Raw genomic sequence first — 15,193 nt, 5'->3', positions numbered from 1 at the left:
TTACCTGCGGTAACACGCCGCGATTACGAACATTTTAAGTCTCGCTGAGTGGGTAATTATCTATGAGGACTGGTATTAAAACTAGGATTTGTCGTTCCTTGCTGTGCATTTATGCAGCAACAAATTAACACGCCCTACTACCCTACTTGTAAAGTAGCGCCATCAGGCATAGTTACTTCAATTTTCATGTTCCCGCCAACCGCAGCTAAATATGCAGCCGCACGTTGAAGTGAAACGTCCTGAATACGTTTTGATTCCAACTTACTTACACCAGAAGCTGTGACCGATAACGCCATTGCCACGACTTCCTGTTTAACTCTGTGCTGCTTTCTGATGTCACCTAATGTGATTTCTTTCATTGTCTTTTACCGAGAATTACGGGCATTAAAAAAGCCCAGATGGTGATACCTTCTGGGCTTTTGCAAAACGTTCTACCTGCAGTGCCCAGAAGCCAATACTTGCCCCTGAACACCGACGGTCAGGTGCAATCAGTAATTAAAATTATAAAAATAACCAGTTGAAACGTTTTGCATGATAATTCTCTTTTCACAATGTGCTTGTACAAACGACCCTGTGCCGCGACTAAGCTAAATGTTGAGGCTTCGGTGCTTTTCAAAAATTCAGCAGCGGCCTTATGTCACTTATCCTTAACCATACCATGTAGATAAGCAATAGCAATGACTTTCCAAAAAGGAAAGTGCCTAAAGCATGCTATGAGTGCGTGATTAGACAAGAAGTGCCTTTAAAAGGCTACGCTATCACCCACCGCCGCTTTCTTCAGTGATGCTAGAAAATTGGGGACCTGGTCGTTTCCTTCTTCAGGAGACCAGCTTGCAAAGCCTTTATCATCGGTGACTTCGTAAGGACCCTGTTTAACTTCCATGAAAACTACCGGGCTGTGACACACCGTTGCGTGCCAGGTATTAGGAGGAATCTCAATTCCGCTGGTCTCTCCACGAGCCGTTAGCGTCACTCTGTTTTCAACGTCGCCATCGTCGCTGAAAAATAGAATGTCTAACTCGCCCTCTACCACCATGAAGAACTCCCACTTATGAGACTGTACATGTCGATGAGGCCGCACGTAGGAGTCAGGCATCATTGCAATAAACAAACGCTGTACCATGTCGGTATAAGATTTATGTACGTTCAAATTAGCCCGTCGGCGAGGACTTTCCTCAGCCGACTGTTTAAGCGTTTCAAACAACGCCTTATCAAAATACTGAATCTTATCCAACATCACACCCTGTCTATTATTGCGATAGTAATTTAAAGCGTATCGCTCCTCCCCCCGATGGTGCAAGCTTTAATGACAAGACATCAGCAGACGTCACTACCTTTTTCTCGATGTTCATTGCGTAGGGGTTTGTTTTCCAATGCGCTTTCTCTCCATCCAGATAGAACCGCGCTTCATACTGCTGACCTTCCTCTAGAAAGGTTAATGGCAATGATAACTCTCTGGCTTCTTCATTCGTAATTGCACCAACATACCAATCGTTTTCAGAATAGGATTTGTGCTTGCTCGCTTTACGCGCCATTACAATATATTCGCCCACTTCCCCTTGAAGCGCTTTACTATGAGACCAGTCTGTAGGGACGTCTTTGATAAACTGAAACGCCGGTAAATTATTCTCATAATTGCGAGGCAAGTCTGCAGCCATTTGGATAGGGCTATACAGCACTACATATTGGGCCAGTTGCTTGGCAAGCGTTGTTTGAGGGCGCATAACCTCTCCTTTGCCCCACTCGATTCCGCCGTCATTAGTTCTTACATAGTCAAAGTTGAAAATGCCAGGTGTGAAATCCATCGGACCAGCGAGCATGCGAGTAAACGCCAACATGGGAATATGGTTAGGCGGATTAGGTGCCGCCCACCCTGAGTTGTATTCCTGACCTCGAGCGCTTTCTCGCGATATCCAGTTCGGATATGTACGGCGAAGGCCAGTATCTTTTACCGATTCATGAGTGTTGATAGACAACTGATATTTCGCAGCGGTTGTGACGTTTTTAATGAAATGATTTACCACGTCCTGGCTGTCGGTATATTCATAGCGCAGTACGTTGTTGTCGTCGCGCACTTTGAGATTTTGGCCATGGGCAACATAGCCCGTTTTAATTTGAGAAACCCCCAGCTTGTTGTACAGGGCAAAACCGTCTTCCATCTGCGCTTCGTAGTTGGTTATTCCTCCTGATGTTTCATGGTGTCCTATTAACTTCACGCCAACTTTCTCGCCGTAGCTGGTCACCGCTTCAATATCAAAGTCTGGATAACTTTCTGTGAAAGAAAATAACTCTGAATTCGCTATCCAATCACCATCCCAACCTTTATTCCAACCTTCAACCAATACACCATCAAAACCGTGTTTAGCGGCGAAGTCCATGTATTGCTTTGTGCGCTGAGTAGTAGCACCATGCTTGTCTCCAGAGCCCCACGTATACTCATCAATGTGCATTCCCCACCAAATACCTATGTATTTTCCTGGTTCAACCCAGCTCACGTCACCGAGTTTATTTGGCTCATTAAGATTCAAAACAAGGTATGAATTAACCAAATCCGTTGCGTCATTTCCTAACGTAATAGTGCGCCATGGGGTAACAAAACTACCAGTTTTATGCACCAAACTTCCGTCGTGACGAGGTGCCAGCGACGCTGTAAAACGCCCTAACTCTTGTCTTTTAAGGCTCATACCCGCGTAATCAACAAGGGCAGCTTCATGAATAGCGACATGAGTGCCGTTTTCATACTTCACCGTGAATGGCGTGTGAGCGGTGTGAACGTCTTGCAGATTAGTGGATTGATAAACATATTCATATCTATCTCGACCATGGGCAGGGATCCAAAACGCTTTTGCTTGATGAGAATCGACTAAGTTAAATTCAGTCAGCTCTCTAGTAATTATGCGATTACCGCTTGCAGGTAGCTCGTAGCGAAAGCCGATACCATCGTTAAAAACTCTTGCCCTTACAAGAAAAGTGCGGTCTTTATCGCTTGGGTTATAGAACTTGACCAAAAGCTCATTGTGGTTGTCGCGAATGTCTCGCTGCTCTCCCCACGGCTGCTGCCATGTTTGATCCACCGTATTCCTGCTTATCTCTTCTACTTTAAAGTCGCGATATAAAGGGGCGGCTTTTGCAAAAGTAAAACCAAGCTTACCGAGCCCTAAAACGGGTTCTCCGTTAAATGACACCCGATATTGCGCTAATTCGCCATCATCTGTGAACGATAACTTTACTTTTTTATCTGGGGAGAGAACCGACAACTCATTAGCTATTGAAGGCAAGGAGACGGCCAATAGAAGGAGCAAAAATACGCGCATAAATTATCCAACAAAAGTTGTTAACCTAATGTTAGTATCAAGTAATAGTGAATTTTTGCAACCCATTCCTTAATCGATTAAGCCTATTTTTTGGTTAGCGCTTGTTTTTCTTCATCCTACGGCTTTGTTCTTGACGCTTCTCTTCTCGTTTTTCTTTCCGATCTTTCTTATCCGGCGTTAACGAACCTGTTTTGAATTTTGCTTTACGCTTGGCTTTCGCTTCAGCTTTCTTCGCCGCCTCAAGTGCCATTTCTTCTTTTTCGACTTCCAGCATTTCTGGTGTCTCTAGGGTTATTCGCCCCAACTTACCCGACTGCAGTTCTTTAAGCAGGATCTCGCATATTTTATGAAGATTTACGCGACCACCCGCTTGAATTGCTCCACGCGTTTTGGCTGCGGCTTCCAAAAACTCTATTTCAGTATCTGGCAACTCGTCCAGCTTATAGCGCTCCTTCATTACTTCTGGATACGCTTTAATAAGGTAATCTGCCGCAAAAAAACCGACATCGTCGTATTCCATGGCAGTATTTTTAACAGCGCCCGATGAAGCTAACCGATAAATTGAATGTGGGTTTTCAAGCTTAGGCCACAGTACTCCCGGTGTATCAAACAAGATAATACCGCTGCCTAAATTTATGCGCTGCTGGCTTTTCGTTACAGCTGGCTCGTTGCCTGTTTTAGCAATGATTCGGTCGGCTAAAATATTAATTAGCGTCGATTTACCCACGTTAGGTATACCCGTGATCATAGCTTTAATTGCTTTTGGCTGACCTTCTTTATACGAACAAATGCTTTTAACCAGCTGCATAATTTGCTTGCTGTTGCCCGGGTTATCGCTAGAGGTCGTGATCGTCTTCACGCCGCGCTCTTTCTCTAAGCTCTCCTGCCAGCGCGCAGTAATTTCTGGGTCTGCCAAATCATACTTATTAAGAATTTTAATACAGGGCTTATCGCCGCGTATTTTTGCAATTTCAGGGTTTTCACTTGAATATGGAATACGTGCGTCAAGCACCTCAATAAGAATGTCTACTTGATTAAGCGACTCTTTAATTTCTTTCAGGGCCTTGTGCATATGCCCTGGGAACCATTGTAATGCCATGGTTGTTTCCTATCGTAATCGAGTTGAGGGGAGTGTGCTTAACGGGTTAATTCATAAGCGCAGATATTCACAGCGCTGGCTAAGTTTAACGAGTCAATCTTACCGCTTCCCGCAATGGTATACGCCGTTGCGTTTAGCTTTGATAGTGCCTCAACAGGCACGCCACGGGCTTCGTTACCAAACAGATAACACTGATAATCACCAAAGGTGTTAGAGGTGATATTACTACCATTCATATCCAAGAAAGCGAAACGTTCGAACCGCTCGCCTAGGCTTTCAAGCGCCACGTTTAATTCCATGTTTACATGGAAAATAGCCCCCATACTTGAGCGTACAACTTTCGAGTTGTATGGATCTACGCTATTTGGGCTTAGTAATAATGTAAAATCCCCAAACCACGCTAGCGTTCTTAGTATGGTGCCTAAGTTGCCAGGGTCTTGAACTTCATACAAATAAATGTACTTTTCGGCACTGGATTTGTTTGCTGAAATGCTGGTTTGTGACCGCTCTGAATATAACGCGGAGTTAGGAAGTGGAACGCGAGCAATAATACCTTGAGGTGACTTAGTGTCGCTGAGTTGCTGCATTTGTTGAGACGATACCGTTTCTACCTTCATATTAGAGACTGAAGAATCAAGTTTTTCTTTCAGCCACGCCTCATAATCAGCTGTCACATAAAGGGTTATATCACCTAATGTACTGCTGTCATGCTGAGCAACATTAATTAACTCTAAAACTAAGTGCTCTCCTTCCACCAAATAGAATCCGAACTGCGTTCTAAATTTCTTTTGATGAAGCTTTTTCACGTCACTTAGTTTCATTTGCACTGCCCTTTTTATAACTTTCGGCGCAAGTGTAAGGTATGAAACCCAAAACGCAAAGCGGCAACGCTTAATAGTGAAACAAATAATGAGAGAAAAAGATTGTAGTGGAGAAATACAGGATAAAGGGGAGTATCAAAAAGGCGTTTCAAATATACTTGTAAACGCCTTTTTAATTACCGAGATACCAAGACACCTAAAGCGTTCCAACGTTTGCGTGGCTCACCAATTGGAATACATAAGCAGGCCTCTTCTTTTTCACTTGGTAAAATCTGACATACAACATTTGCACTTTTAAACTCGTGAGCAAGTTCTGTTGCAAATATTTCCGTCACACCTTCCACCAGCACAAACTCGTTTTGCTTTTTCAACGCTGTAGCCAACTCTTCTACCGCTTTTAGTGAAAGCGGCCATAAAGTACGCAATACTCTTAACGATGCAACTGAGGTGATATCGCCACCTTGAATTTGTACTTTAAACATTGAATTACTCGTCTAATGTTGTTGCTTCTTGAGTATCATCACTCGTTGACGCTAATGACGTGCCAGCGGCAAATCCACCTGCGCCTGCTAAACCAATACCAACGACACCAACTCCGATTTCACCAAGCGTTGCAGCGCCCGCAAGAGCAATGGGCACAGTTGCTAACCCTGCTGTGCCAACAATGGCAATACCCAAACCAATCATAGCAATGCCAACGCCTAGCTGCTCCCAACCATCAAAGCCGCCGGACACCATTTCAATTTCACTTGTATTTAACTCTTTCATTTACATTTCCTTGTTTTATTAGGCTTCCATTCGAAGCCAAAAACAGGGTAAAAAATGGAATAACAAATAGAAACTGTTCGATGGACGGGTTTTAAAACACTTAAGAGCTAAAGCATCGTCCAAACTGGTTTGGTTCGCTTTTTTTCTTACTGTTGGTCAGCTACAACATAAATTTCACCGTCGTAAATACCTTGGACGGTAAGCTTCTGGCTTGCCAGTGCCTGAAGGTAATCAATATGCGCTTGTTCCACTTTCTGTCCAGGAACAATAAGCGGAATACCAGGCGGATACGGTGTAATTAAACCTGCTGCAGTGCGTCCAACGCTGTTTTGCCATGGAATGGCTTCCCTAGGGCTGAAAAACGCTTTTGACGGAAGGTCGTCTAAATGAATTGGCGGAATGTCTGCCGGTAACGGACTCTTGCTCTTGCGCTTGCTTAGGTTAACGGCGCCATCATCAAGACGTTTTAACGCGTTGTATAGCCTTACAATTTTAGAGCGCATTCCACCTAGCGTAAGCAGTACTAGAATAGTGCTATGAGTAAACTTCTCGATTTCTAAACCAACTTCGTCCATTAAGAAACGATGTATTTCTTGGTTTGAATAATCAAGCGCCGATACGTCAATTAAGATTTTAAGCGGATCATGCCCAATGTTGTCACTTTCAAAGTGAGAAAACATATTCGCAAAGTCACTAGGCGAAAGTATTTTAAGTCGCTTAAACTTGGCCATTTGCGATTTGAGTTCGGCAACATTGCTCAATAGCTCATTAAGGATTTTGTAGCCTTCCATTTCCAGCTGCTGACGACATACATCAAGCGAGGCAATGAGTTGATACTTGGGCGAGGTACTGGTGTGAATTGCAAACACTTCTTTAAAAAAGTCTTTATCGAAATCTGGATCGTTTACATGAATAAAGGATGCTTGCGAGAACGCCGACACCACTTTGTGCGCAGAGTGAGTAATATAGTCTGCCCCAGCGGCGATAGCCGAGTAATCACGCAATGCAGGATGGAACAAGGAATACGCAAACCATGCTTCGTCAATGAACACTTTAATGCCATGCTCGTGGGCTAAATTTACGACTTGCTTAAGGTCAGTCAATAACCCGTCGTAGGTACAGCCCGTCAGTACGATAAGTTTAGCGTCAGTATTTTCTTCAATAAGCTGCTTAATTTGCGCCATTCTAGGCGGTGAGAAAATACCGTATTCAGGGTTAAATACACTGTCTAAATACACCGGCATGGCTCGCGCCTGAATAATGCCGTAGTGCACTGACTTGTGGCAGTTTCTGTCGGCAATTACTTTGTCGCCTTCGCGCAACAGCGTCTGCAAAATGATTTTGTTTGATGTCGAAGAGCCGTTCGTGACGAAATAGGAATGGCGAACTTCAAATGTATTCGCGACAGCGGCTTGCGCTTTCCCGATAGCGTGAGTGCCATCTGATAATGAGCCCAGCGAGTCTACGCTTACCGATAAGTCACTAACAAACACGTTACGACCAAAGAAGCGATAAAAATCACTGATATAGGGTGAATTTCTAAAGCTTGCGCCACCGCTGTGACCTGGCGTATGCCACGAGTCGTTAGACTCCACTACATAGTCTTTGTATTCAGTCCAAAACGGCGTTTCGTTTCTATCATCAAAGTCGTTGATGATATAACCCAAAATAGACTCTGGGTCTGAAATAATGTCGTTACGATAGAAGAACGATTCAATGCCATTGGCTTGGTTTACAATATCCAACCCTTTTACTGCATCGCCTAAGACATATACGGGGAGTTCAGGGCGAATGCGTTTAATGGCGTCTATAACTCTGGCGTTATTATCAATAACAGCGTTGCGTGCAGACGACTTTTCGCCTGTGGCTTTCTCGTTCGCGTTTTGTGAACTAGCGCTTTCGGCTGCGGGGCTTGTATTTTCATTAAGTACGCCATTTAAAGGCACAACGTCTGTCAGCTCTTTAACCTTCGCCACCACATCCCAGCTAAATACCACAGCCTGAATGTCACCGTCTTCACGAACAAATTGTAGTGCCTTTGCAACAGAGTTCGCTTCAAGCAGGCTTATTTCAACGTCACTTCGGTCAAAGTAAGTGATGGTGTTGCCTATACTCGAGGTGATTTGTTCCAATAAATCAACAGCATCTTCTATAACAAGAATTTTTAAATGAGGGCGCATTAACCAACCATGTAATTAATAATGAGCATTTAGCGCTAGGCTAAAACTCATAAAACTAAGAATCAATAAACTAAGAATCTATAAACAAAAACAGTAAAACTAAAAATAGTGTAACTCTGAATTTCACTGGTGTCGTGTAAACTCTTGCTATGTCGTAATAATAGTGCCTAAACGAATTGGACCGGGGCTAAACCACTCATGCACACACCTTCCCTTCAAAACCAATTCCCACACGCTTATCTTGCAAACTCAACAGAGCACAAAAGTAACCTACGAGAATTCTTACACTACGCGAAAAATGTGCTCCCTTCTATTGCTTCAACGAAGAAAAGCACTTGGCCAATACATCATGACCACTGTTTTATGCGGGTGATTTTAGACAATATTGTCGGCTGTGCGTGGTATGAGGTCATTCCCTCGCCGGCCTATAAAAACCTGACCGACGAGCAAGCCAGCGCTGCATTAAACCTTGCCAAACAAATAGCCACTGAGAGTGTCTCGCTTCACGCACTCAACCAACGCTCGAAACAATGGCGCATTAAGCAGCTAAAGCTGGAGTTTTAGTATGACAAAACGAACAACCATTAACGACGCAATTTTAATAGAGGATGGCCAAGACCTAGAGCGAATTGTGAAAGATAAGCGAGCGCAATGGCGGGCTAATAACGCGAAAGCGCGTCGCAGGCAACGCCGATATAAAAAGAAGCTTATTGCAGAACTTCCGCGAATTATCACCGATATTCATAGCACATATCCCGAAGATGAAGCCTAAAGCACTATCATAAAAGAAATCAATTACCTACAATCACTGCTAGAAAGTTGCGCTTAACAGAGTGTAACGTAAATTAATTCCTACTGAGAAAGTGACAGGACATACCATGGCGTTTAATTTAGCTATTAATAACGATATTGCAGTAATCACCTTTGACGACGGAAAAGTTAACGCTGTAGGCTTTGATCTTATTCAGCAGTTTAATGATGCCTTAGATGAAGCAGAACAAAACGCGAAAGCGGTTGTATTACACGGTGGTGAAGGCAAGTTTTGCGGAGGGTTTGATTTATCGGTAATGAAAGCCGATGACAAAGCAAAACAACACGAGTTGGTATCAAAAGGCGCTGAGTTAATCGTACGTCTTTATAGCTTCCCACTACCTGTAGTCATTGCTGCTGAAGGTCACAGCATTGCAATGGGCGCAATTATGCTTATGGCTGCTGACCTGCGCATTGGTAAAGATTCAGATACTAAGTATGGTCTTAATGAAACCGCCATTGGTATGGTTCTCCCGCCTTTCGGTATGGAACTAGCCAAAGCAAGATTAGCTAACACGTCTCAAACTGAAGCCTTACTTTTTTCACGTATTTATCAAGGCAGTGAAGCGGTTAAAGCGGGCTTTTTAGACGCTGCAGTACCTCAAGAGCAGGTTTTAGCAACGGCTATGGGTTATGCAGAAAAACTGAAAATGTTGCCTAGGCAGTCTTTTGCTGAGTCTAAAATTCAGTTGCGTAAAGAAACAATAGCCAAGATGCAAGCCTAGGCCCTAATTTGCAACAACGCGTTGAGCTTTGTTATTTCAACGCGTTGTTTAGAAGTGATTACTTTACAGGCCCCGACCGGCGTTCTATTTCTTCTTTAAGGGCACTTCTAAGGCCCAATTCAAAACTCAATTCAGCAAGCACGAAAAGTGGCCCTATCGCCAACCCCATAATGTCGTCGACAAACGCAGGCTTTTTACCCTCATAGTGATGACCAATGAACTGTAGCACCCAACCACCAATAAAAATGCCAAGTGAGATAGCAAACCATGTTCCCATTTCATTTTGCGCGATAGGTTGGGCGAAATAGACCATAGCGCCCGTGATAAGCGTCATCACTATGCCAAGTTTTATATCTAACTTAATGTAGAACGCATTACCAATTGCCCAAACAAAGAGCGCTGGGCTTATGATCATATCCCCCAAAATTGGCGCACTAACTAGAAACACAGGCTTACTTAGTAGACAGAAAACCGAGAAAACAATTAGCGGAATACCGACATAATGGGTGTATATGTTTCTTTGATCTCTGTGGTACTTGGCGTACTCACTCAAGTGCTGTTCTAAATTTTTCATACTGCGTCACCCATAAGTTATATCAAGGTGTTAGTTTACTCCCTTCTTTCGCTTACGAACTGTCGTTTTGACGACAAAGTGGAGGTATAGTGGTGCTCTTCGTGCTATTTGAGCTCAACGATTAAAGATGAACTTAGTTGGCTATCGCGAATCATAGTGAAATTGATTAAAAACAATTGGAGTTTTCATGACTTACAGGAAGTACCTTTGGGCTTTGACAGGTTCTGCGCTTCTTTCTTTAACAGCGTGCAGCTCGGTCTCCTCTCTCTATTCAAATGAAAGTGAAGGTAGTCAACAGCATACCGAAGGCAAACCACTTACGTTAGCGGACAGTCATTGGCAGGTTGAAAGTATAGACCGAGCAGGAATTATCGATTTCAGCCATGTTACGCTTAACGTAAATTCAAACGGAGACACTAGCAGAGTAAGCGGCAGTACAGGTTGTAATCAGTTTACCGGAGCGCTAGATGTTGATGAAGCCGATACGGTATTTAGTGATAAAAGCTCAGCTGAATCCTTTTCCACTGATAAGCTCATTCTCACCAAAAAGGCATGTGCGCCTGCACTGATGAAACAAGAGCAACGCTTCATCGAAATGTTGGCCGCATCGGCAACTTATTCGATAGTGGAAAATACTTGGTTAGTGCTTTACGACAGTAATGGCAATGAAACGATTAGAGCGATTGCTGCACAGATTTCTCAATCGACGACAAACAAATCGGCAAGTGCGACAAAAAGTAATGTAGATACGAAATTGTCTGACCTGGCTTCATCGCAAAAACAAGATGTGGTTGGCTCAAATGAACAAGAGTCTACCAAAACGTACAAATGTGAAACGCCTAATGCCAATCTCGCTACATTACGTGTAAATACGCTGGGGCCTGACACATTGGCTTTATCATTAAACAACACCCATCACATTGTGCAGTTATCACGTTCAGCATCGGGGGCAAAATACACCAACAACAAGAACATAGTGTTTTGGAATAAAGGTGATGTTGCTACCCTATCGATCAACTCAGGTTATTACCATTGTAGTTTAAGCACCTAAAGCGAAATCGACGCTTACTTGTCTGTTTTAGGCTTAGTCTCTACCTTAATATTTACCTCACATGATGAAAGGGCCTCAGCTGCCCTTTTAACTTCTCTTTTCAACACTATCAAATTGCTTAGAGCAATTGCTTTTAGCCCCGCAAGGTTAACCCTTACCTCCAACTCAATTAGTTTCAGTTAAACATTTTCGCACCTTTAATTGGTCAATCAAAAACGAATTAAGCATGGGGATAGCTAATTCTTTATATTTTTAATGTTTACACTTTTACTGTTTAAAATCATTCACTTACCAGCAAGCTTCGCAGGTTACTCCTAGCCATTCCGCTTCTGTAACAATGCTCACAAGTTGAAACAATAGTTAGAACACTATACAATTTATTTTTATTGAACAATCAATTAAAATAAAAACATCAGTAAAAAGACGTGCGACATTACGTCCTAAAACCTTCAATAATGCGCCATTGGCGCAGTAGGTAATGATGTTTTTTACAGGGTGACTTTTACAAAGCGAAAGTGTTCTATTCGAGCAAGTTAGCACTTCAATAAAGAAAATAGTTTCAACACTATTCATCATTTTGAAACTATTTCTACGTATTAGGTATTTGTAATAGAAGTTAATTCGCAGTACCCGCAAATTGGCGAAAGTTTTAGTCCTTTTAAAAGTAGGAGTTTATGCATGTCATTACCGACTTATCAGAATTTCATTCACGGCAAGCCGATGGCAAACAAAAGCAAAGAAACCTTTGCTGTAACCAACCCCGCAACCGGTGAGATAATTTACCACGTAGAAGTGGCTGATGAGTTTATTCAACAAGAAGCAATTAAAAGCGCTAAAGAAGGTTTTTCAGTGTGGTCAGCAATGATGCCAATTGAAAGAACCCGCATTCTTAATAAAGCGGTTGCATTGCTTCGTGAGCGTAATGACGAACTCGCTAAACTTGAAGTACTCGATACCGGTAAGCCTATTCAAGAAGCCGACTGTGTTGATATTGAAACTGGCGCTGATGTCATTGAGTACTATGCCGGCCTAGCTCCTACTCAACTAGGTACCCAGCAACCTGTGGGTAGCGATTTCTTCTACACGCGCAAAGAAGCGCTAGGTATCTGTGCCGGTATTGGCGCATGGAACTACCCTATTCAAATCGCTTGCTGGAAATCAGGCCCTGCCCTTGCCGCAGGTAATGCGTTTATATTTAAGCCGTCAGAAGAAACCCCGATGGGTGCGCTTAAACTGGCTGAAATTTTCACCGAAGCTGGCGTACCTGACGGCGTATTTAATGTGGTTCAAGGCGCAGCACAAGTAGGTCAGTGGCTTACAAACAGCCCTGACATAGAGAAAGTATCGTTTACTGGTGAAGTAGGCACAGGTAAAAAAGTGATGCAAAGCGCCGCTGCGTCGAACTTAAAAGACGTGACAATGGAGCTTGGCGGTAAGTCACCGCTTGTGGTATTTGAAGATGCCGACATTAGCCAAGCTATTAGCGCCGCTATGCTTGGTAATTTTTATACCCAAGGTGAAATCTGCACTAACTGCACCCGTGTTTACGTTCAACGTTCTGTTTATCAAGCCTTTATTGATGAGCTTAAAGCCCGTACCGAAAACAACATTGTTATGGGCGATCCGCTTGACCCTAACGTAAACCTAGGCGCACTTATTTCTAAAAAGCACCAAGAGCTAGTACTTAGCTATATTGCCAAAGGAAAAGAAGAAGGCGCAACGCTGTTAACCGGCGGGAACGCTGCCTCTCCGGCATCTGCGCCAAATGGCTATTTTGTTGAGCCAACAATTTTCACTGACTGCACTGACGATATGACTATCGTTAAAGAAGAGATCTTCGGACCAGTAATGAGCGTGTTAGTTTTCGATGATGAAGACGAAGTGATCGCACGCGCGAATGACACTGAGCTAGGTTTAGCTGCCGGTGTATTTAGTAAGGATATCCAGCGCGCGCACCGCGTTATCCACCAGCTTCAAGCCGGTATTTGCTGGATAAATGCATATGGTAACTCTCCGGCTGAAATGCCTGTAGGCGGCTACAAACAGTCTGGCATTGGACGTGAAAACGGCGTTGAAACGCTTAATAGCTACACACAGACCAAATCGGTTTATGTAGGTATGAGCCAAATTGAGAGCCCGTTTTAAGCCGCAGTAGGAGTACATATGCAGACATTTGATTACATTATTGTTGGAGCTGGTTCTGCTGGCTGCGTGCTAGCGAACCGCTTATCAGAAAACCCAAAGCACAAGGTGTTGCTACTGGAAACCGGTGGCTCAGATAAAAGCATTTTCATCAAGATGCCAACGGCGCTGTCTATTCCTATGAATACCGACAAGTATGCGTGGCAATTCAACACTGAAAAAGAGCCCTATTTAAACAACCGTGAAATGCACTGCCCACGCGGTAAAGTGTTGGGCGGCTCGTCATCCATTAACGGAATGGTATACGTACGCGGCCACGCTAAAGACTTTGATGAATGGGAAGCTCACGGCGCAGAGGGCTGGAATTATCAGGCGTGCCTCCCCTATTTCCAAAAAGCTGAAACCTGGTACAAAGGTAACGACGCTTACCGAGGTGGCAATGGTGAACTCGGCGTTAACAACGGTAACGAAATGAAGAATCCGCTTTATACGGCCTTCATTAAAGCCGGCGAACAGGCGGGCTACGATATCACTAGCGATTACAATGGTAAGCAGCAAGAAGGCTTCGGCCCTATGCATATGACCGTTAAAGATGGTGTACGCAGTTCGGCAAGCCGTGAATATCTTGACCCGATAAAATCGCGTAAGAATTTAACTATAGTGACTGGCGCGCTGGTTACTAAAGTCGTGCTGGAAGATAAAGTCGCAAAAGGCGTTGAATATGTAGTTAACGGTAAAGCCGAAACTGCCGCCGCCTCTAACGAAGTGATTTTAAGTGCCGGCTCTATTGGCTCACCACATATCCTGCAACTTTCTGGAATTGGCGACAAAGATATTCTTGAAAAAGCAGGTGTCGATGTTAAGCACCACCTGCCGGGTGTGGGTCAAAACCTGCAAGATCATTTGGAGTTTTATTTCCAGTACAAGTGCAAACAGCCAATAACGTTAAACCGCAAACTGGGCTTAATTTCAAAAGGGTTGATCGGCGCTCGCTGGTTGTTAAACCGTTCTGGGTTAGGCGCTACGAATCACTTTGAGTCTTGCGCCTTCATTCGCTCGAAAGCAGACGTAGAGTGGCCTGACATTCAGTACCACTTCTTGCCTGCCGCTATTCGATACGACGGAAAGTCCGCGTTTGATGGCGATGGTTTTCAAGTGCACGTAGGTCACAACAAACCTAAAAGTAGAGGTAGCGTAACCCTTCAGTCGGCTAACCCGACGGTTCCACCTAAAATTTTGTTTAACTATTTGCAGCATCCAGATGATATCGAAGGGTTTAGAGCATGCGTAAGACTTACACGAGAAATCATCGCACAGTCAGCATTCGACGACTTCAGAGACGGCGAAATTCAGCCTGGCGAGCACATTCAGACGGATGAAGAAATAGACGCTTTTGTGCGTGAAGCCGTTGAGAGCGCTTACCATCCATCATGCTCTTGCAAAATGGGGGAAGATGAGATGGCAGTGGTAGATTCTCAAACCAATGTTCATGGCATTGAAGGATTGCGAGTGGTGGATTCTTCTATCTTCCCCACAATTCCAAACGGAAACCTAAATGCGCCAACCATCATGGTGGCGGAAAAGGCGGCAGACATCATTCTGGGTAAACCCGCTTTGCCACCACAAAATGTACCCGTGGATATTCACCCGCGTTGGCAAACAGAGCAACGCTAAATTTTTAAACTATCTCGCACCAGTGTGCTTGTTGT

General features: G+C 43.8%; 15 protein-coding genes. 6 read left to right on the top strand and 9 right to left on the bottom strand.

What is annotated here, in order from left to right:
• Nucleotides 1-137 precede the first annotated feature (137 nt).
• The 8 genes from QME20_RS05730 to QME20_RS05695 form a co-directional block, all read right to left on the bottom strand.
• A complete protein-coding gene (locus QME20_RS05730) occupies nt 138-359 on the bottom strand; it encodes an XRE family transcriptional regulator (protein WP_014950268.1) in 222 nt (73 codons plus the stop codon).
• Between the two features lie 383 nt (nt 360-742).
• Nucleotides 743-1,237: a WbuC family cupin fold metalloprotein gene (locus tag QME20_RS05725; protein ID WP_039228479.1), complete on the bottom strand. Its 495-nt coding sequence runs from the start codon at nt 1,235-1,237 to the stop codon at nt 743-745.
• A gap of 13 nt (nt 1,238-1,250) precedes the next feature.
• Nucleotides 1,251-3,314, bottom strand: coding sequence for a glycoside hydrolase family 97 protein (locus tag QME20_RS05720; RefSeq protein WP_281715603.1), 2,064 nt, complete (start codon nt 3,312-3,314; stop codon nt 1,251-1,253).
• Between the two features lie 94 nt (nt 3,315-3,408).
• Nucleotides 3,409-4,413 carry a ribosome biogenesis GTPase YlqF gene (ylqF, locus tag QME20_RS05715; RefSeq protein ID WP_014977114.1) on the bottom strand — a complete coding sequence of 335 codons (1,005 nt, stop codon included), beginning with the start codon at nt 4,411-4,413 and terminating at the stop codon, nt 3,409-3,411.
• Nucleotides 4,414-4,451: 38 nt separating this feature from the next.
• Nucleotides 4,452-5,234 (bottom strand): RNA methyltransferase, encoded by a 783-nt coding sequence (locus QME20_RS05710; protein WP_061486297.1) that lies wholly within the window; start codon nt 5,232-5,234, stop codon nt 4,452-4,454.
• A 176-nt stretch (nt 5,235-5,410) separates the two neighbouring features.
• On the bottom strand, nt 5,411-5,716 hold the full coding sequence (locus tag QME20_RS05705) for a hypothetical protein (RefSeq protein ID WP_014977116.1): 306 nt from the start codon (nt 5,714-5,716) through the stop codon (nt 5,411-5,413).
• Between the two features lie 4 nt (nt 5,717-5,720).
• On the bottom strand, nt 5,721-6,002 hold the full coding sequence (locus tag QME20_RS05700) for a hypothetical protein (RefSeq protein WP_014950274.1): 282 nt from the start codon (nt 6,000-6,002) through the stop codon (nt 5,721-5,723).
• A gap of 146 nt (nt 6,003-6,148) precedes the next feature.
• On the bottom strand, nt 6,149-8,182 hold the full coding sequence (locus tag QME20_RS05695) for an aminotransferase class V-fold PLP-dependent enzyme (protein ID WP_281715602.1): 2,034 nt from the start codon (nt 8,180-8,182) through the stop codon (nt 6,149-6,151).
• A 198-nt stretch (nt 8,183-8,380) separates the two neighbouring features.
• Here QME20_RS05695 and QME20_RS05690 point away from each other — a divergent pair, with 198 nt between their 5' ends.
• The 3 genes from QME20_RS05690 (at nt 8,381) to QME20_RS05680 (ending at nt 9,717) form a co-directional block, all read left to right on the top strand.
• Nucleotides 8,381-8,746 carry a hypothetical protein gene (locus tag QME20_RS05690; protein ID WP_281715601.1) on the top strand — a complete coding sequence of 122 codons (366 nt, stop codon included), beginning with the start codon at nt 8,381-8,383 and terminating at the stop codon, nt 8,744-8,746.
• Between the two features lies 1 nt (nt 8,747).
• Nucleotides 8,748-8,954: a hypothetical protein gene (locus QME20_RS05685; RefSeq protein ID WP_014977119.1), complete on the top strand. Its 207-nt coding sequence runs from the start codon at nt 8,748-8,750 to the stop codon at nt 8,952-8,954.
• Between the two features lie 106 nt (nt 8,955-9,060).
• A complete protein-coding gene (locus QME20_RS05680) occupies nt 9,061-9,717 on the top strand; it encodes a crotonase/enoyl-CoA hydratase family protein (protein WP_281715600.1) in 657 nt (218 codons plus the stop codon).
• 58 nt (nt 9,718-9,775) lie between these two features.
• On the opposite strand, the gene QME20_RS05675 is transcribed toward QME20_RS05680, so the two are convergent.
• The gene (locus QME20_RS05675) at nt 9,776-10,291 is read right to left on the bottom strand and encodes an Mpo1-like protein (RefSeq protein ID WP_281715599.1); all 516 of its coding nucleotides are present in this window, start codon (nt 10,289-10,291) and stop codon (nt 9,776-9,778) included.
• A 187-nt stretch (nt 10,292-10,478) separates the two neighbouring features.
• Here QME20_RS05675 and QME20_RS05670 point away from each other — a divergent pair, with 187 nt between their 5' ends.
• The 3 genes from QME20_RS05670 (at nt 10,479) to betA (ending at nt 15,158) form a co-directional block, all read left to right on the top strand.
• Entirely contained in the window at nt 10,479-11,342 is an 864-nt protein-coding gene (locus tag QME20_RS05670; RefSeq protein ID WP_281715598.1) for an META domain-containing protein, read from the top strand.
• A gap of 678 nt (nt 11,343-12,020) precedes the next feature.
• A complete protein-coding gene (gene betB, locus QME20_RS05665) occupies nt 12,021-13,487 on the top strand; it encodes a betaine-aldehyde dehydrogenase (RefSeq protein WP_281715597.1) in 1,467 nt (488 codons plus the stop codon).
• Between the two features lie 18 nt (nt 13,488-13,505).
• Nucleotides 13,506-15,158: a choline dehydrogenase gene (gene betA / locus QME20_RS05660; protein ID WP_281715596.1), complete on the top strand. Its 1,653-nt coding sequence runs from the start codon at nt 13,506-13,508 to the stop codon at nt 15,156-15,158.
• Nucleotides 15,159-15,193: the final 35 nt, after the last annotated feature.

It is taken from the genome of Alteromonas sp. CyTr2, from assembly GCF_947311905.1.
Classification (GTDB): Bacteria; Pseudomonadota; Gammaproteobacteria; order Enterobacterales; family Alteromonadaceae; genus Alteromonas; species Alteromonas macleodii.
The sequence above is the reverse complement of the archived record's forward strand: the minus strand, read 5'-3'. Positions and strand labels throughout refer to the sequence as shown.

What these genes read in the sequence shown, in the direction of transcription:
- QME20_RS05730 (WP_014950268.1), bottom strand. Translation starts at nt 359, where the DNA reads ATGAAAGAAATCACATTAGGTGACATCAGAAAGCAGCACAGAGTTAAA.
- QME20_RS05725 (WP_039228479.1), bottom strand. Translation starts at nt 1,237, where the DNA reads ATGTTGGATAAGATTCAGTATTTTGATAAGGCGTTGTTTGAAACGCTT.
- QME20_RS05720 (WP_281715603.1), bottom strand. Translation starts at nt 3,314, where the DNA reads ATGCGCGTATTTTTGCTCCTTCTATTGGCCGTCTCCTTGCCTTCAATA.
- ylqF (WP_014977114.1), bottom strand. Translation starts at nt 4,413, where the DNA reads ATGGCATTACAATGGTTCCCAGGGCATATGCACAAGGCCCTGAAAGAA.
- QME20_RS05710 (WP_061486297.1), bottom strand. Translation starts at nt 5,234, where the DNA reads ATGAAACTAAGTGACGTGAAAAAGCTTCATCAAAAGAAATTTAGAACG.
- QME20_RS05705 (WP_014977116.1), bottom strand. Translation starts at nt 5,716, where the DNA reads ATGTTTAAAGTACAAATTCAAGGTGGCGATATCACCTCAGTTGCATCG.
- QME20_RS05700 (WP_014950274.1), bottom strand. Translation starts at nt 6,002, where the DNA reads ATGAAAGAGTTAAATACAAGTGAAATTGAAATGGTGTCCGGCGGCTTT.
- QME20_RS05695 (WP_281715602.1), bottom strand. Translation starts at nt 8,182, where the DNA reads ATGCGCCCTCATTTAAAAATTCTTGTTATAGAAGATGCTGTTGATTTA.
- QME20_RS05690 (WP_281715601.1), top strand. Translation starts at nt 8,381, where the DNA reads ATGCACACACCTTCCCTTCAAAACCAATTCCCACACGCTTATCTTGCA.
- QME20_RS05685 (WP_014977119.1), top strand. Translation starts at nt 8,748, where the DNA reads ATGACAAAACGAACAACCATTAACGACGCAATTTTAATAGAGGATGGC.
- QME20_RS05680 (WP_281715600.1), top strand. Translation starts at nt 9,061, where the DNA reads ATGGCGTTTAATTTAGCTATTAATAACGATATTGCAGTAATCACCTTT.
- QME20_RS05675 (WP_281715599.1), bottom strand. Translation starts at nt 10,291, where the DNA reads ATGAAAAATTTAGAACAGCACTTGAGTGAGTACGCCAAGTACCACAGA.
- QME20_RS05670 (WP_281715598.1), top strand. Translation starts at nt 10,479, where the DNA reads ATGACTTACAGGAAGTACCTTTGGGCTTTGACAGGTTCTGCGCTTCTT.
- betB (WP_281715597.1), top strand. Translation starts at nt 12,021, where the DNA reads ATGTCATTACCGACTTATCAGAATTTCATTCACGGCAAGCCGATGGCA.
- betA (WP_281715596.1), top strand. Translation starts at nt 13,506, where the DNA reads ATGCAGACATTTGATTACATTATTGTTGGAGCTGGTTCTGCTGGCTGC.